Source organism: Virgibacillus byunsanensis (assembly GCF_042675965.1).
GTDB lineage: Bacteria > Bacillota > Bacilli > Bacillales > Amphibacillaceae > Virgibacillus_R > Virgibacillus_R byunsanensis.
On the sequence record NZ_JBHTKJ010000076.1, the window covers coordinates 44,473 to 62,727 of the forward strand.

An 18,255-nucleotide genomic window follows, 5' to 3' on the forward strand; every position below is an offset into this window, starting at 1 on the left:
AGAAGTCACTTGGCCTTTTTCAATGGTTTTTCTATGCTTATAAAGGAAGAATATCTTGAAAAGCAGTGTCCTATTAACTTCAGAAATAGCCACGTCCAGCTTCAGCGCCTAGACACTCGGGGACATTAAGCAGTTCGACTCCCTATGGGTAAGTCATCCACACTATACGATCTGCTTATGCTTGTCGTGTCTTTCAAGGCGATTTTGCTTTTGCACCCTAGAACCCCAGCATTCGTATTTCTGTAATAGTATCAAAAGGAATTTTTGTAGTGGAAGTCCTTTTCCCAACACGCATCATAACTTCTCCATCTTTAAAGTCGATTATAATTCCTCGGTGAGATTTTGTATCTGTTTTCACTTCACACTTAACCTTGGGTACATGAACCGGCGATTTGGTAAAGTAATCGACCTTTTCATGTAATGTCATATCTTTAAATTTAGGACGAGTTTTCTCTTGCTCATCATCTTCCTTTTCACCCGAAACATCAGTTACTTTCTCTTCGCTTTTGGTTTCCTTATTCTCAGGCTCTTTGGTAGATGTACTGTTCTCCGCGGTTGGTTTCGTAAAAGAATCACGCCTTAATGGTCTTGGCTGTTTCTTCACAGGTTGATCCAGCGCAGCAGATTCAGACGTTTTTTTGGGAGTTGTATAATGATGCTGCATTGGCGCCTTAGGCTGTTTAACACTTGGTTGATGGATATAAAGCAATGGTTCTTTAGCGAATCGCTTTTTTCCCATTTATCATTCTCCTTTGCATACGATTAGTCAACTCATTATATGACTAGACCAAAGGAAATGTGTGCCATAGCCTAAAGAGAACTGCCTCTTGTTTAGGTTAAATAACTCAAAAAGGCTGTTGCAATCCCAAAATAGATAAGCACAGAAATAATATCATTTATCGTTGTAATGAAAGGACCAGACGCTACAGCCGGATCCACTTTTAGCCGGTCCATCAATAGTGGTACAAACGATCCTGCAATGGTCGCTACAATTAAGGAGGCCATAATCGAAATACCGACAAGTAATCCTAAGAAAATCTCACCTTTCCACAAATAGATAACGACAGTAATAACCGTACCACAGACAGTTCCTGTAATTATTCCGGTACCTGCTTCTCTAAGAATAAGTTTGGTTTTCCCTTGTTGACCATAATCACCAGTTGCGATACCTCGAACAGCTACGGCTAGTGCTTGTGTTCCGGTGTTTCCTGCCATACCTGCAATTAACGGAATAAAAATAGCTAATGCTGCAACTTCTTCAAGTGTAGCTTCAAACCTACCAATTAAACTTGCAGTCAACATCCCTAAAAATAAAAGAATGATCAGCCATGGAAGCCTTTTTTTTGCTGAAATTAGCGCATTATCATTTGGTCGATCCATGTCTGATACCCCTGCTAATTTGGAGTAGTCATCACTTGCTTCCTCTTCCATAACGTCCATAATATCATCGACGGTAATAATCCCTAATAAATGCTCTTGAAAGTCAATAACAGGAAGTGCTAAGAAATCATAGTCTCGCATCATTTGAGCAACATCCTCCTGGTCCTTTGCAACGGACACAGACACAATCTTCTCGCTCATGATATCTTCCACCAATGTTGAGTCATCAGCAATAATTAAATCACGTAATGATGTAACTCCAACTAAACGTTTGACCTCATCTAAAACATATAAATAGTAAATCGTTTCAGCATCAGGAGCCTCTACTTTTAAACGCTCCATCACTTGTTTTACTGTTTGTGTTTTATAAATAGCAACAAACTCGGTAGTCATAATACTACCAGCAGTTTTTTCCTCATAATGGAGTAATTCTTTAATCTCATGTGCTGCTTCATTATCCATAATCGTTAAAAAACTAGCGACCATATCTTTTTCCAATTCATTTAAAATATCCACCGCATCATCTGTAGCCAATTCTGAAAATACCATCGATGCAAAACGTGGATCCATTTCCGTAAAGAATGGCTCAATATCATCCAGTTCAATATTTTCCATAAAGTCTGCTACTTCTTCTGGTGATAGAAATGAATAGATCAATAATCTCGATTCTGCTGTTTGTTCCATGAAGTACATTGCTTGGTCATATGCATGCATATCTAAGAATTCTTCACGAAATTCACTAATTCGATCATTTGTTAATGCTGTAGTCAGTTTCTCCCAATGCTCTTTTGTTTCCAAAAAAATCACAACCTTTCAAGCAAAGAGATAATTATGTAATTTTTTCATTTATCTAGATCTTCACGTAGAACTCCTTATTTTGTTAATTATACGTTCGACAACATATCACCGCAATCATAAACACCCTTTCACGTATATAAACTTTTAAACTTTATCTGATCTTTAAGTGAAAAAAATGCCGAAATCGTGTAAAATTGTGGTTAGTGTTCTTTTATGTTTAGAATGATTAAAGACAATCTAGATTATACAGAAAGTAAGGATTACCTATGGGCAAACAAAATACGCAATTAAATATAGATTATACATTGGTTTCTATTCTTGTGTTACTTGGGATAACAAGCCTGTTTTCACTATACACACTTGGACCAGTATTACCTGCCAAGTATGACAATACTAACTTCTTGCTCCAACAGCTTATGTGGTATGGAGTAGGTGGTGTCGTTATTTTTTTAACGATGTTGATCGATTATGATAGGTTCCGACAAATTACTTGGTTTTGCTATGGTGCAGGGCTAATAGCATTAATTATGCTGTTTTTGCGAGTTCCCGCTTCGATAGTGGTAGAAGCAAACGGTGCTGTCAGCTGGTTTTATATTCCTGGAATGGGAACCATACAACCTGCAGAGTTTATGAAAGTATTCTTAGTAATGGCACTCGCACATATTATGGTTAGTCATAACGACAAATTCATAGAACGTACCTTAAATAGTGATTTGTGGTTATTTTTAAAAATAACAGTCGTAGCCGCTGTACCAACAGCATTCATAGCCGTGCAGCCAGATTTAGGTGGTTTATTGGTTATGGTGGCAATTACTGGTAGTATGATTCTCATTTCTGGTATTAAATGGCGAATTATATTTTCCATCGCTTTTATTGGAATAGCCACGATTTTGGTCCTGATTGCTGCATGGTATTACGTCCCTGGACCAATAGCCACATTTTTAGAGGAGTCTGTTTTCAGCCATGTTTCGAGCAGGTTTTATGGATGGTTAAATCCTGAGCAAAATGCTGATTCTGGATACCAGCTTATTCTAGCAATGCTTGCGATTGGGTCTGGACAGTTGTTTGGAAAAGGCATTAGCGATATGGAAGTGTATGTTCCAGAACGACATACTGATATGATATTCACTGCTATTGCTGAACAATTTGGGTTTATCGGCGCAAGTATAGTTGTGGCACTTTTCTTCTTATTAATCTACCGGTTAATCCATATAGCCATTTTAAGTAATGATAAGTACGGAAGTTATTTAATAACAGGGTTTATTGGTCTATTCGCCTATCAAATTTTCCAAAATATAGGAATGTCCATTCAGCTCCTCCCTATTACCGGCTTACCATTACCGTTTTTAAGCTATGGCGGCAGCTCCACATTAACCTATATGCTAGCCATTGGAATTGTATTAAACGTCCATTCACGTACGAGGACTTATATGTTTGAATAGTGCTGTTTTCGTTAAGATTGTTACTTTTGTTACAATAGATATAGACTGCGACGTAACTTTAGGCTTATTTCTATTGCCGCCGTCCGGGATCGCTACGGACGGATGCTTTCCGCGGGCACGGCCTCAGCCAGGGTACTACTTGAATCATCTTCTTCGTTCCCTTGCGCTGAGGAAGCATACTTCGAAGCGTTACTAGAAGACGCAGGCGCATCTAAGCGGGGTCTTCGGACACGTGCTGTTCCCGCAGGACAAGGAGAGCTTCGACAGCGTTACATCGCACGCAGAAAATTGGTTTATATTTTCAAGGAGTCACCGCCCTCCGCTCACCCGAACTGGTAAGGTGTTTTATTAATACAGATACAGTCCCACGACAGTAACGGAAATTACAGCGGAGGAAATACACGTAGACTCCTGTGGGAGCAGAGGCCTAGTTGAGACCCCGCAGAGCGTTAGCTCGAGGAGGCTCATCAGCCGCCCACGGAAAGCGAAGTGTATTTCCGTAGCGGTAGGTTAACCGTCACATCAACTATGAAGATGAAAAAGCAAAAATGCGGGCGAAACAGCCTTGAATAAAAGAAAAGTGCAAGCGCCTTGAAAAACAGGAGAAGCATAATCAAAGCAGTACAGTGTGGATGCCATTTCCACACTTGGTCGAACTGTTTATATCTCGAGTGTCTAGGCACTGGAACTAGATTAGAATGAACCAAAACACGTACAATTTTTTACTTATAAAAATTTACAAGGTGGAATTTTTTATGAAAATAGATGTCATTGGTGATGTTCACGGTTGTTTGGAGGAGTTATATGAGCTTTTTCATGATCTTGGCTACGTAAAGGAAAAAAATATCTTTATTCACCCAGAAGGTAGAATCCCTGTTTTCCTTGGTGATATTACCGATAGAGGCCCAGATTCCATAAAGGTCGTGCAGCTCGTCTATGATATGGTTGTTTCACATAAGAAGGCAAAATATGTCCCCGGCAACCATTGCAATAAATTGTATCGCTTCTTCTTAGGCAATAATGTAAAACAGCAGCACGGATTGGAATCTACTGTTGCTGAATATAAGGCATTAAAAAAAGAAGAACAACAACAAGTAAAAGAACAGTTCATTACGTTATATGAACATGCTCCTCTTTACTTAGAATTGCCTGAAGTACAAGCTATAATTGCACATGCTGGAATTAAAGCGGAATATATCGGACGTACCGATAAAAAAGTAGAAACGTTTGTCCTTTATGGAGATATAACAGGGAAGTTCCATGAAGACGGTAGACCCATCCGCAGAGACTGGGCAATGGATTATGACGGGGATCACTGGGTTGTGTATGGACATACCCCAGTAAAAGAACCGCGTATTGTGAATAAAACGATCAATATTGATACTGGTTGTGTATTTGGTAATGCCTTAACAGCCTTCCAGCTACCAGAGGAAAATGTTGTCATAGTACCTTCTAAACAACCATACGTAGAAGAGAAGTTTCAATCGTTCGAGTGACGATTGAATATGCTGACCATATCTTCAGGTAAAGGAGCCTCTACCGTAATCATTTGATTCGTTAATGGATGTTCAAATGTTAGTTCATAACAATGGAGTGCTTGTCTATTTATATCGGCCTTTGAACCACCATATAAGTCATCCCCTGCGAGCGGATGACCAATATGGGAGAAATGGACTCGTATCTGATGGGTTCTACCTGTTTCTAATTGTATTTCTAATAATGAGTGGTATTCTGACTCCGCTAGCACCTGATAATGGGTGATAGCGGTTTTTCCTGCTTCACTGACCATTCGTTCAATGATGGAACCTTCCTTTCTTCCAATCGGTTCCTTAATAGTTCCAATTGGTTCGGTAAGGTGTCCTTCCATGATAGCCTTATATTTCCTTTTTACCAATCCATTCCTTTGCGATACGGCCAACAATGAATGACTATAACGATGTTTTGCGATCAAAATTAAACCTGTTGTATCTCGGTCCAGCCTTGTTACTACATGAACCGTATATGGGATATTGCGTTCTTTATAATAATTCAAAACCCCATTGGCAATCGTTCTAGCTGGATGAATGGATGAGGGCATAGTTGCAATACCTGCTTGCTTATTAATAATCAGAATATGTTCATCCTCATAAATAATATCAATCGACACATCCCGAGGCTCCATGTACGTCCCTTTTATTTCTGGAGGGAAAACAATAGACAATACATCACCAGAGATTAATTCATATCGGACTGTTTTCGGTACATCATTAACACATATTTGTCCCCCATCGAATTTAACAATTTTGATCATTCTTCTGGAAAATCCATGAACATGCTGTAAATAGTCTCGTATGACCATGCCGTCATGTTCTTTATCTATTTGCCATTCCATATTTATACACCTACATTATTTCTTGAGATCTGGAAAGGATTTATCATCATCATTAACGAAAGAATCCCGCACCCTGTTCCAAAATGGGAACGGTCTAAATCTGGCAAACCTTACTTTTTCCTTTGCAACACGACATTGAATCGATTTTACATTGGTATATGTTTCTGTAAAGTGATCAATGGCAATTAAAAAGCTGCGATCAACAGTGGGCTTAAGCAAACACGTATGATGTTTTGGTAAAATTAACGGTGAACCGATTGTACGGAATACGCGATTATTGATCGAAGCCATTTCCGTAAGCTGAATTGCTTCTAAAGATGGATGAATAATCCCTCCGCCTAGTGCTTTATTATAAGCGGTACTACCAGATGGTGTAGAAATACATAAACCATCACCTCGGAATGTTTCAAAGTGCTCTCCTTTAATTTCTACATCAAACACAACCGAACCATCCGCCGTTTTTATAGTTGCTTCGTTTAGAGCAAGATATTGATCTTCCTTTCCTCCAGCTTTCCCCCGTATAATAACCTCTAATAAAGGGTATTCCACAATTTGAAAAGGTGTTTTTGCAATTTCAATAATTAGTTTTTCAACTTCATCTGGTACCCAATCCGCGTAAAACCCCAAATGCCCGGTATGTACCCCAATAAAAGCAGTAGATTTTAAACAATGGAGGTAACGATGAAAAGCTTCTAAAAATGTACCATCACCACCGACAGATATAACCAGATCCGGATTATCTTTATCATATACTAAATCAAAATCAGATAAGTACTGTTTCATCGTTGCTTTTATCTTATTTGATCGTTCATCACCTTTAGATACAATTGCAAATTTCACTATTTATTCACTCCTTTGTAAAACCAGTTATCATTATCGTAAGTTATTTTCGGTGAAAAATGCGTTGTGCCTCTTGTACTTCATTTTTTATTTTTGACATTTCCTCATCCAACTTAAATGCCGCTTCTGCAGCACGTTGTAATCTTGATTTGACAGCACTGGGAATCCTGCCTTCGTATTTATAGTTAAGGGAATGTTCATTCGTAGCCCAAAAGTTCATAGCCAGTGTACGGATTTGAATTTCTGCTAAGACCATTTTTTCACCATGAATCGTTTCAACTGGATATTCAATAATAATATGGAACGAACGATAACCACTTTCTTTTTTCTCTGTAATGTAGTCCTTCTCGTCAATAATTTTCAAGTCGTTCCTCGACCGTAGCATATCAACGATTTCATGAATATCATCAACAAACTGACATACCACTCTCACACCAGCGATATCTTGTATATTCTTTTCAATATCTTCTATTGGTATTTGTCTTTTTTCTGCTTTTTCTAAGATACTTTGAATCGGTTTTACTCTTCCAGTAATAAATTCAATTGGAGAATGCCTGGACTCAAACTCATATTGAGCGCGCATTCCTTTCAATTTTACCTTTAATTCTTCTACAACCTGTGAATAAGGGGCAAGTAATGCTTCCCAATTCATATTTCACACCACCTATTACGTCATCTTTCCTATTACCATTTTATCATAACAATAATGGATAATCTTTGCATATTTGTATAACATTAGCCATAATCAATAATAATTCAACCTGTTCACGAATAGAGGCGATCATTATGACACAAGAAATTGAAATAGAATATAAAAATTTACTAACAAAAGATGAATACAATCGTTTATGGAGCCACCTATCTATACCTAAAAAAAGCAAGACGCAAACTAATTTTTACTTTGAAACAGAAGACTTTTCACTTAAAAAGCATGGTTGTGCGCTACGAATCAGGGAGAAAGCAGGCAATTATACCTTAACATTAAAAGAACCTCATGAAACTGGTTTATTAGAGACTCATGATTCGTTAACCAAACAAGAAGCAACCTTATGGATAAGTGGTAATAAAATGGAGAAACCTAACATTGCTAAGCGGTTGGAGAACATAAATATAAACATATCTGACCTCTGTTATTATGGCAGTTTAACAACTGAGCGTGTTGAAATACAATCAGATGACGTATTAATTGTACTTGATTACAGTATGTACAATGGGAAATCTGATTATGAATTGGAAGTCGAAGCACCAACAGAAGAAATTGGTTTGAACGTCTTTCATTCTCTGCTTGAGGACATGAATATTCCTAAACGTAACACGCCAAATAAAATACAACGCTTTTTTGACAGATAAGAAAGTATAAAACTTTCTTGTCTGCATAAGTGCAACTAAGACTTCCGCCATTAAGGCTTGCACTCCAGAGCATAAGGGCTTTTAAGAAAGCAAAGTACGCTTACTAAGAATTCCTTTAACGATAAGCCAAGTTTTCTAACAACATATATATAGGAAGAAACAAGCCACATTAGTTGCTCATAAAATAGTACGTTGCTACAATATAAACAAAACATACTAGGGGAGAGTACTTTATGACAAGACCTGGAACCATGTTTGAAGCAATTGGTGGCTCTGATACGATAGATCGACTCGTAACCGCCTTTTATCAACGCGTTGGCAAACATGAAAAGCTAATACCAATCTTTCCAGATGATTTGACCGAGACAGCTAGAAAACAAAAATTATTTTTAACACAATTTTTTGGTGGACCTAATTTATATACAGAAGACCGTGGCCATCCTATGTTAAGACGTCGCCACCTGCCTTTTGAAATAACTCCTGAACGAAAAGATGCTTGGTTGGAGTGTATGGAGTCTGCATTAGATGATGCTAATATTGATGAACCATATCGAACGGCTGTATTCGAAAAGCTAACCATGACAGCACACCACATGATGAATACACCTGAGTAATGGAAAGGAGAATCGGTGTGAGTTGGAATCAAAGTGGGCTAAAAAGTACGAATAGCACAAACACATCGGCCACATATAGCTTTTCTAATTTTGTACAAAAACCAATCGAAATTTATGTTTTTATTGACCCGCTATGTCCCGAATGCTGGTCATTAGAACCTAACTTAAAAAAATTAACCATCGAGTATGGCCGCTATTTTACGATTCGACCGATTATTAGCGGACATCTTAATGCACTAAATAATGATAAATTTGATAAACCTAAACGATTAAAAGATATATGGGAGCGAACTGCAAAGCGAACCGGAATGAGCTGTGATGGTGATTTGTGGATTGACAATCCCGTTTCCCTACCCTGGATCGCCTCACTTGCTATTAAAGCCGCTGAGCTTCAAGGAAAGAGGGCTGGAAGGGTTTTCTTACGTAAAATACAGGAGAGCTTATTTTTAAATAAACTAAATATATCCGAGGATCAGGTGCTCATTCAATGTGCTGAAGATGCAAAGCTTGATCTGGATGAATTTAGGAGTGACTTGAATTCAACGTCAGCGAAAAAAGCCTTTCAATGTGACTTGAAGCTAACAAAAGAAATGGAAGTTGATTATATACCAACTATCGTCTTCTTTAATCAGATCGTTGAAGAACACGGGATTAAAATATCAGGGTTATACCCATACGAAATTTATGTACGCGTGTTAAAGCAAATGCTTCAACAAGACCCTATCCCAGCTGAAAAGCCACCATTAGAAGACTTTTTAGCGTTTTATGGAGTAGTTGGCGGTAAAGAAATTTCTGTCGTATACGACTGGACTATGGCCCAAACGGAAAAGGAAATGAAAAAGCTGCAATTAAAACAAAAAGTAGAAAAGATCCCGGTTAAATATGGATCGTTCTGGAAATATGCAAAATAAAATCCTCAGGAGCCATATCTGAATAGAAACGGCTCCTGAGGATTTTTACAAATAATCAAGGATATACGGGGCAGCGTATATCCTTTTACATTACATTATATTACAAGGGGGGAGAAAGTTTTAAAGTCAAACAAAGGGGTCGTTTGTTTGTGTCTCATCTCACATTTATAATATACCAACTGACAATCCCTGTTTCAATAATACGTTCATTATTTCACTAAAATGTCACACTTCTAATTCACATTTTAGTAACATATAATGTACTACATATTCTTATGACAGGAGTGAGATAGGTTGCAAGGAGTTGCTCCAATTTTATTTGCTGCCCTAATGGTCATCGCGTTATTTCTTAATGTTCTAGGGATTATGCAATTAATACCCCTTTATGTTACGCTTCCACTGTTATTCATCTCTATTTACTTAACCATCTATTCCTTCACACACAGACGCGTGTACCGTGGAATGAGGTGACCATTTATATTGGTTAATCGGGTATCTCTCTGTGAGGATACCCGATTTTACTTTGTTTCGGATTAGAGTTTTAGTTACGAGTTCACTTATGTAGATAAGAAAGTTTTATACTTATCTACCAAAAAAAGTAGGCTGCCTCATCGTACATGAGACAACCTAATCCAAATCAAACTACTTCAACAACAGCTTTTCCATTTCTTCTAATTTTTCTTCAAATACATCCAATGCATCTAGGATCGGTTGCTTGGAAGTCATATCGACTCCAGCCTTGTTCAACACTTCAATTGGATAATCGCTGCTACCTGACTTAAGGAAGTTAAGGTAACGCTCAACGGCACCGTCTTCCCCTGCTAGTATTTTGTTTGCTAGTGCTGTTGCAGCTGAATACCCTGTTGCATATTGGTATACATAGTAATTCATATAGAAATGAGGAATTCTTGCCCATTCCAATCCGATTTCTTCATCTGAAACAACAGCTTCTCCAAAATACTTCTTATTTAAGTCGTAATAAATCTCGGTTAGCTTTTCTGCAGTAAGTGCTTCCCCGTTTTGCATGCGTACATGAACATCATGTTCAAATTCAGCAAACATGGTTTGACGGAATACGGTTCCACGGAATCCTTCAAGGAAGTGGTTTAACAAATACAGTTTTTGTTTTTCATCCTCTAGATGGTTAAGCATATAGTCATTCAACAATGCCTCATTGGTAGTTGATGCTACTTCCGCTACAAAAATGGAATAGTTTCCATATCTAAACGGCTCGTGCTTTCGGGAGTAATAACTATGAACAGAATGACCTAATTCATGACTTAATGTAAATAGATCGTTCACGTTATCCTGCCAGTTCAGTAAAATGTATGGATTAGTGCCATACGCACCAGATGAATATGCCCCGCTTCGTTTTCCTTTGTTCTCTTCTACATCAATCCAGCGATTTTGATAGCCTTCTTTTACAATGTCCACATAGTCATCACCAAGTGGCTTCAAGCTATCAACCACATATTGCTGTGCCTTCTCATAAGAAATCTTCATATCGACGTTCTTAACCAGTGGCGTATACATATCATACATGTGCAATTCATCTACTTCCAATACCTTTTTCCGAAGCTCTGTGTAGCGATGCAATAATGGTAATCTTTCGTTCACAGCTTCTACCAGATTGTCATACACCTGTTCTGGAATATTATTACTATCTAATGCCGCTTGTCTTGCAGAATCATAATTTCTTACTTTGGCATTAAAGTTAGCATTTTTAATATTTCCAGTTAAAGTGGATGAGAATGTATTTTTAAATGAACCATACGTTTCATACATAGCCTTGAACGCATTTTCCCTTACGCTTCGATCTCTAGACTCTAGGAACCCTAAATAACGGCCATGTGTCAGGTCAACTTCTTCTCCTTTTTCATTTTTAACAGCAGGAAAAGTCAAATCGGCATTATTTAACATGCTAAACGTATTGGACGCGCTTGACAATGGTTCTGATGCCTCGGCCAGAAGTGCTTCCTCGCGCTCACTTAATACGTGTGGTCGCTGACGCGTAATTTCGTCTAATGTCTTCTTATATAATTGAAGTTCACTTTTCTCTTCTAAAAATCCGCTTAATTTGTCTTCATCCATCGCCAATATTTCTGGGACAATCCAGCTCATGGAACTTGATGCTAGGGTAAGTACATTTTCTGCTTTGGCATTTAACCCCTGATAAAATGAATTGGTTGTATCCTGGTCATATCGCATATGAGAGTATGTAAATAGCTTCCCTAGACGTTCTGAGATCTCATCCTGCATTTTTAGAGTGTCGTATACGGTTTCAGCCGAATCAGCTAGTTTACCTTGAAATGCTTCAATTTTTGGGATATCTTTTTTTAAAGAACTTAACTCCTCTTCCCACGCATCATCCGTTTTGAAAATATTCTCTAGGTTCCATGTTAATTCTTCTGGTACTTCATTTCTTTTTTGTAATTCCTTTGTTACTTTAGCCACTAAAATTCCTCCTTTTTCTCTATACTTATTCATTCTCTATGCATATCATTATTTCCTTTAAGAAAAATTTTATTTTCTTAGTATAAGCGAATTGCTTTGAGTTCATGCTCATATTTTATTTTCCATCAAACAATTTAAAACGAGTTCATCACCTTTTAAAGATTCTTCTACATTTTTGTGAAAATGGATCGGGTTTATTTTCGAATAATACTCATTAGAATGTTGCTCTAGTATATTTAACTGGACTAATAATTGAAGGTATTCTCTAATAGGGTTTGGATCCCCTTTAATTAAAGGAAATTGTCCCTTATTCATCATGTGATTGCTCACGATCTGTATACATCTTTTTATCGAAAACGAACTTTCAAATGACAACGGATGCAGGAGTTCGAGGCACAAACGGCTTTGCCAATCCCAAACAGGAGTATTCATCACGTATTGGGAAGCAACAGGAAGATGTATAATAGAAGGTAAATACTCTTTATGGGTACCTTTAGCATAAACCCATTGATTCCACGCTAACTCCTTTCCATATCCATGGTTACTTCGGTGCAGACGAAATGACCGTTTTTCCTTTTTCCATAGATGGTAAAGTTCATTAGATGAAAACCTGTGAAATTGGAATATATCTTTAAATGACATTTTATTTATTGGGGATATTCGTAACTTTCCTACTGTTTGATGGGTATTTATATGGTGTATATGCTGAAACGAAGAAAATTGCGCAGTTTCAGGACAGAAGTAATATAACGTAAGCGGTAGGGCGGGAGAAAATTGGTGGATAAAACATAAGGAAAATGAATCAATCTTTAGGGAATGTTTACTCAACCGCTTGAAACGTTTGGCGCCAATTACCCAAATAGGTGTAATCCCTAATTTCATGTAGCCTGCATTACGACTATTAATTTGTTCTAGAGGTACACGCGCACATTGAAATTCCATGGCAATTGTCTTCTCACCTATCCTCATCAATAAATCAGGCCGCTGGATGATTTCTGGTAAATACACTTCCAGTCCTACTTCAAGATGTTGGTTCTTCAGCCATTGATATAATAGCAGCTTTCCTTTCTCATGATACGGTCCTTCACCACCTTCACTAGAAGGGCAATTAAGAGTAGATCGATGGGCAAAATGTGGGATTATTTTTGATCCTGCTTTTACGATGACTGGTTCGTTACAGGTTGGACAAACAAATTGTTCTTCGGCTTTAAGTTTAATAACTTCTGATTTCGCCAATGTTGCAAGGTTTACCAAATTTCCATATTCAGTTTTAGCTTGTAGCATTAACATGCTCACCTCCATGAGGGTAACATTCTACGAAAATGAGTAAATTCCTGCATAACACACAAAAAAAAAAAGACACCCTATAAAACAGGTGCCTCGAACTATGCAGGAAAATAGGATCTTACTTGTTCAAACGTGTCATCTTCAAGGATCCGTTTCCCATACTCTTCAAGATAATGAATGGTTACATCCGTATCATTAGCGTATTCAAATACCAAACTTATTAAGTCCTCTTGTTCATCATCATTTAGCTGATCTTGTTCGAATTCCATATATAAATAGTAGTTATCACGATAATGGAAAAGACTATCACTTACACTCTCAACATCTTTTTGGAAGTAATGACTAAGTTGGATTACGTCTTCAAAGTTATTGAATTCTACTACAAGTGACAAATTACCTTCTTCCTCATCTTCTTCCTGGGATGACTTTTCATCACTCTTACCGAATTTGTCATCGAGCATATTTTCAATTTTCTCATCTACTGAAAGATCAATTGTTTTGCCATTTTCAGTTGGAAGTTCGATGTTATCGCCATCTTTAGATACTTGTGCTTTGGTTACGACAATTTCTAGTCCTTTGTCCAGCGCTTGCACTTGAATCCATAATGGTCCCTCGACAGTAAAATCTTCCTTATAGTTTACCTCATCCATCATTTGCCAAAATAATTGTTCACTGCGTTCACGATTATACCATATTTCTTCGCGCTCAAATCCACGATCTTCAATATCGATATAGGAAATATAAAATTTGACTGTATTCTCATTGATACGTTCTATTTCCATCTTTGATTCTCTCCCTTCTATTAGAAAAACCTGTGTTCTCCCTCAAGTTTTTCTTATAACTTTTACCTTTCACATGTTTAGGTGGAAGAGACAGCTTCACCTTGATTTATATATTATTCTATGACATTTTCTATTTACTAATTTAATTCCCTTTAGGTTACCTACTTAACCATTCATTTTATAATTTCTATATAACCATTGTATGATAACTATCGGGTTTTTGAAAATTTATATGCCTAGAAATGAATAATTTATTTAAAATTATATTCTAACTGATTTCATACGTTTTGTCACTACCTTGTGAGCAGATAATAATGGTAAATTTACGCCTAGGTGCTAATAAAACACAAAAACGCAGATCTACTGTTAAGTATTCTGCGTTTTTAGTTTCAGTTAAAATTCTACATGTTACAGATTAGTTAACCATACGTTGTGCTTCTCGTAATTGGAAAGTACGTACAGTTCTAGGTAAAAATCGACGAATCTCATCTTCATTGTACCCAACTTGTAGGCGTTTCTCATCAAGAATAATTGGTCGCCTTAATAATCCAGGGTTTTGTTGAATTAGATTAAATAGATCTTTTAGTGGTAATTGATCGATATCAACATCTAATTTTTGAAACACCTTTGAACGTGTTGAAATTATTTCATCGGTACCATCTTCTGTCATGCGTAGGATTTCTTTTATTTCATCCAATGACAGCGATTCCGAAAATATATTTCTTTCAGTAAATGGTATTTCATGCTCTTCCAACCAGGACTTTGCTTTTCTGCAAGATGTACAACTTGGTGAGGTATAAAGTGTTACCATGATACTTCACTCCTCATTCTTAAAGTGTGTATGTTCATTTCATAAACATTTGGATCACTTATTAGATTAAAATTACTTTAAATAACCTATATGTATAAGTATACTACATTTGTCAAGCAAAAGGTAGATGCTAGTCCAGAAAAATCTGCAAAATTTAAATTGTTCATGAAATGTTCAAATATTCTTATCTAATTTTAAGATACCCTATTTATGATCATTTAAACGCTTTTATGTAAAATAAATTATATTTGCTTACCTGAGTACCCCTTATGTATGGTAATAAAGCCTCCTGTACTACTTTAAACAAGAGGCTTTATGGTTAGGCTTTTTCCGTTTCTTTTATACTTCCAAATATGTCATCTGATTTACTGTCTTCATCATAGCTTAATACTTCATCCACTGGCTGATATGACTCACCATATAATTCTTCATCTTTGTAAGTATGAATATCCTCATACATTGTCTTCATTTTCTCATAAATTACATCTTCAGATTCATCGCTTGGAGACCAATATAGGATTTCCATTGGCGTTTCTTCTCTTGTAGCAAGCGACCGGCGAGAATAACCGATAGATTGAGCATGGGTGAAACCTTCTCTTTGATAAAAGTGAAGCCGTTTTTCGGTATCGGTATCATCATAATCAACTGGTTCAACCTCTAAAATAATTGGCTTATTTTTCTCTTTAAGTTTATCAAGAAGCTTATGGCCAATACCTTCTCCTCTTGATCTTGATGAAACCCAAACGTAATCGATGAATATAAACGATTTAAAATCCGCATACATCATCACGTGATCAGGACTTTCATCTTTATAATAAACGTCCCCTTTTTCCTTTAGAAGCATTTCCATATGTTCTTTTGATTTCATTTCTTCTACAGGAAAGTACTTGTTTAACTTTTCATACCAATTCATAGATCTACTCCTCATTTTTAGTAGTCCTGTATATTATAACGAAAAAGTTACTGTTTGTTAAATCCATTTTAAATATGAGTCATTTTTACTATGCCCAATTTACCGATTTTATGCAGTACGTTGAATAAGCATGCAAAAAAGCAGAACCCTATTAAGTAGGTCCTGCTTTTTGTTATGGTGTGTAATCCACATTTTCGGTATAAACGTTACCAGAGTTCCATAATAAAAATTCATTTATTCCATTTTCATTTAATGCTTTAATTTGTGCTTCGACTTCTGCTTTTCCATATTGTTTCGTAGCACCACTATACAACCAAGGCGCTTCAAAATCTTGGATCCATGGTCTTGAAACAGGTGGATTGTCGAGCTTTCCTAGTACTTCGTTCTCGACTTTTGAATACTCTGTTACTAGCTCATATGGTTTTTCATCTGGTTTATCTATATCAAAATAAGGTGTCCAATGACTTGGATATATCATAGAAGAGATCACATCTACATTTTCCGATATTTTAGTGAAATTCTGTCCAATACCTGGTGTTTCTTCAAGTGTAGCTGCATAACCGAATATATCAACCGAAACATCTATATCATAATACTCAAGCTCTTCTCTTGCGTATGCTACAAAATCAGTTACCGCTGCAACTCTTCGCTTAACACTATTTAATTCTGAATCAGCATAATCGCCACGTGAGTAATCAAGTTCCTCATCACGGTGTTCAAATCCTTCTGGGAATCGTACATAATCAAATTGAATTTCCTGGAAACCTAATTCCGCAGCCATCTTTGCAATTTCAACATTGTACTCCCAAACTTCTTTTTCAAATGGATTAACAAACGCTTCCTTCTTATTGTTTACCCAAACTTCTCCGTTTTTCGTAAACGATAAGTCAGGGCGTTCTTTTGCCAGCATGGAATCCTTGAAAACTACTATTCTGGCAATAGGATATATCTCTTCTTCCTCTAAAGTTTCCAGTGTTTCACGAGGATTACTCATAAAATTCTTAGCTATATCTTCGTATGGAGATCCTTCTTCAGGTTTAAATGTCAGATTTCCATGATCCTCTTTAATATCTATAACCATTGAATTTAATTCTGTTGTACCTACTAAATCCAATAAAGTTTCAAAACGAGCTCCTCCGGCAGAATTACCCGTCACATAAATACCTCTTACAGCGTCTGGATATTCAAATTTTAATCCTGAATCATATGTAAAACGTTTCATTTCCTTTGTAGTATCAATTGGTGTTAAACTCGTCGTTCTTTCTGAATGTAAGCCAGCCTTTAATAATTCATCCCCACTACTGGTATATGAAAAGAATGGGATAGTCAGACTAATTAGGAGAATTCCTAATAATGTAAATATCTTTAGATGCTTTTTCTCCATAACTATCAATCTCCTAATCTTATTTTAATTCTATTATAAAGGAGAGATGCAAAAAGTGGAACATCTATTTTTAATATTTTGTCGAAATTTCGTAATAGCTTTGTTACATTGATCTTTTGAGATCTTAAACTTTCCATAGCGTTTGGTGAAACCCCCATATTGGATTTTAAGATAATATATAAACAATAAAATCAGCTGGGGAGATAGAAATATCGATAACTCAAATAGAGCACGTGCTATTGGATTATCGTTTGATGGAATATCAGGAAAACATAATGCTTCCAGATCAATTAAAACGAGTTGCAAAACGGGTTATTGGAATAGGCAGAAACGGAACTTCCGGGGGAAATGGATCTGGAGACATCTTCCAGGCATTTTCAGTTGCCAATGAGATGGACATCCCACAACTGGGAAACGAATAAACTGAATATGGAATTTATTAATGATGAAGCTTTTGATTCCATTTATGAAGCTACATGCCAAGCAGTGGAATAATCTCTCATAAACGCACTGCTAGCAGCTGAATCGATGACTTCGTTTAAGCCTAATGGTAAAACGGTTAAGGCTATTGATCATTTAGCGTTAATAAATGTTATGAAACAATATAATAGATACCATTTAGATTATTAGATAAAGGCTGTTTTCGCACACATTGTTGTTTTTTTATCTTCATAGTTGATATAAACTGCGATGTAACTTGATGTGACGGTTAACCTACCGCTACGGAAATACACTTCGCCTTCACCCATCCGGGTACAAGTGCGACATCTGCTTCGTTTCACTGCGCAGTGTCTTCTACCCGTGGGCGGCTGATGAGCTTCCTCGAGCTAACGCTCTCTGGGGTCTATAGGCTAGGAGGCTGTCCGACGAAGTGAAATTGCCGAATATTTATTCAAAATATGGTGGATTATACATTAA

At 36.9% G+C, this 18,255-nt stretch carries 17 protein-coding genes; 6 read left to right on the forward strand and 11 right to left on the reverse strand.

The features are described 5' to 3' along the window. Positions 1-217 precede the first annotated feature (217 nt). Complete coding sequence (locus ACFQ3N_RS20265; protein ID WP_390365033.1) at positions 218-739, reverse strand: CotO family spore coat protein; 522 nt, start codon at positions 737-739, stop codon at positions 218-220. Positions 740-831: 92 nt separating this feature from the next. Next, positions 832-2,178 (reverse strand): magnesium transporter, encoded by a 1,347-nt coding sequence (gene mgtE, locus ACFQ3N_RS20270; RefSeq protein ID WP_390365035.1) that lies wholly within the window; start codon positions 2,176-2,178, stop codon positions 832-834. A 266-nt stretch (positions 2,179-2,444) separates the two neighbouring features. On the opposite strand from mgtE, the gene ACFQ3N_RS20275 reads away from it, so the two are divergent. Beyond that, positions 2,445-3,620 (forward strand): FtsW/RodA/SpoVE family cell cycle protein, encoded by a 1,176-nt coding sequence (locus ACFQ3N_RS20275; RefSeq protein WP_390365037.1) that lies wholly within the window; start codon positions 2,445-2,447, stop codon positions 3,618-3,620. Between the two features lie 755 nt (positions 3,621-4,375). After that, positions 4,376-5,116, forward strand: coding sequence for a bis(5'-nucleosyl)-tetraphosphatase PrpE (prpE, locus tag ACFQ3N_RS20280; RefSeq protein WP_390365039.1), 741 nt, complete (start codon positions 4,376-4,378; stop codon positions 5,114-5,116). Here the strand turns inward: prpE and ACFQ3N_RS20285 are convergent. The 3 genes from ACFQ3N_RS20285 to ACFQ3N_RS20295 are packed head-to-tail and all read right to left on the reverse strand — an operon-like array spanning position 5,101 to position 7,483. Next, a complete protein-coding gene (locus ACFQ3N_RS20285; RefSeq protein WP_390365041.1) occupies positions 5,101-5,991 on the reverse strand; it encodes an RluA family pseudouridine synthase in 891 nt (296 codons plus the stop codon). The two genes, prpE and ACFQ3N_RS20285, sit on opposite strands and share 16 nt — an antisense overlap. A gap of 15 nt (positions 5,992-6,006) precedes the next feature. Continuing rightward, positions 6,007-6,831: an NAD kinase gene (locus ACFQ3N_RS20290; protein ID WP_390365043.1), complete on the reverse strand. Its 825-nt coding sequence runs from the start codon at positions 6,829-6,831 to the stop codon at positions 6,007-6,009. A 43-nt stretch (positions 6,832-6,874) separates the two neighbouring features. After that, positions 6,875-7,483, reverse strand: coding sequence for a GTP pyrophosphokinase (locus ACFQ3N_RS20295; protein ID WP_390365045.1), 609 nt, complete (start codon positions 7,481-7,483; stop codon positions 6,875-6,877). Positions 7,484-7,617: 134 nt separating this feature from the next. Here ACFQ3N_RS20295 and ACFQ3N_RS20300 point away from each other — a divergent pair, with 134 nt between their 5' ends. The 3 genes from ACFQ3N_RS20300 (at position 7,618) to ACFQ3N_RS20310 (ending at position 9,706) form a co-directional block, all read left to right on the forward strand. Continuing rightward, positions 7,618-8,181: a CYTH domain-containing protein gene (locus tag ACFQ3N_RS20300; RefSeq protein WP_390365047.1), complete on the forward strand. Its 564-nt coding sequence runs from the start codon at positions 7,618-7,620 to the stop codon at positions 8,179-8,181. A gap of 233 nt (positions 8,182-8,414) precedes the next feature. After that, a complete protein-coding gene (locus tag ACFQ3N_RS20305; RefSeq protein ID WP_390365049.1) occupies positions 8,415-8,795 on the forward strand; it encodes a globin domain-containing protein in 381 nt (126 codons plus the stop codon). 17 nt (positions 8,796-8,812) lie between these two features. Then, a complete protein-coding gene (locus tag ACFQ3N_RS20310; RefSeq protein ID WP_390365051.1) occupies positions 8,813-9,706 on the forward strand; it encodes a ClpXP adapter SpxH family protein in 894 nt (297 codons plus the stop codon). Between the two features lie 642 nt (positions 9,707-10,348). Here the strand turns inward: ACFQ3N_RS20310 and pepF are convergent. The 6 genes from pepF to ACFQ3N_RS20340 all read right to left on the reverse strand — a co-directional run bounded on the left by pepF (position 10,349) and on the right by ACFQ3N_RS20340 (position 17,337). Then, positions 10,349-12,160: an oligoendopeptidase F gene (pepF, locus tag ACFQ3N_RS20315; RefSeq protein WP_390365053.1), complete on the reverse strand. Its 1,812-nt coding sequence runs from the start codon at positions 12,158-12,160 to the stop codon at positions 10,349-10,351. 108 nt (positions 12,161-12,268) lie between these two features. Beyond that, positions 12,269-13,444, reverse strand: coding sequence for a competence protein CoiA (locus tag ACFQ3N_RS20320; protein WP_390365055.1), 1,176 nt, complete (start codon positions 13,442-13,444; stop codon positions 12,269-12,271). A 101-nt stretch (positions 13,445-13,545) separates the two neighbouring features. Then, on the reverse strand, positions 13,546-14,229 hold the full coding sequence (mecA, locus tag ACFQ3N_RS20325) for an adaptor protein MecA (protein WP_390365057.1): 684 nt from the start codon (positions 14,227-14,229) through the stop codon (positions 13,546-13,548). Positions 14,230-14,644: 415 nt separating this feature from the next. Beyond that, entirely contained in the window at positions 14,645-15,040 is a 396-nt protein-coding gene (spxA, locus tag ACFQ3N_RS20330) for a transcriptional regulator SpxA (RefSeq protein WP_390365059.1), read from the reverse strand. A 319-nt stretch (positions 15,041-15,359) separates the two neighbouring features. Next, entirely contained in the window at positions 15,360-15,953 is a 594-nt protein-coding gene (locus tag ACFQ3N_RS20335) for a GNAT family N-acetyltransferase (protein WP_390365061.1), read from the reverse strand. 172 nt (positions 15,954-16,125) lie between these two features. Then, positions 16,126-17,337, reverse strand: a complete 1,212-nt coding sequence (locus ACFQ3N_RS20340) for a putative glycoside hydrolase (protein WP_390365063.1) — start codon at positions 17,335-17,337, stop codon at positions 16,126-16,128. A 239-nt stretch (positions 17,338-17,576) separates the two neighbouring features. On the opposite strand from ACFQ3N_RS20340, the gene ACFQ3N_RS20345 reads away from it, so the two are divergent. Then, a complete protein-coding gene (locus ACFQ3N_RS20345) occupies positions 17,577-17,759 on the forward strand; it encodes a P1 family peptidase (protein ID WP_390365064.1) in 183 nt (60 codons plus the stop codon). Positions 17,760-18,255: the final 496 nt, after the last annotated feature.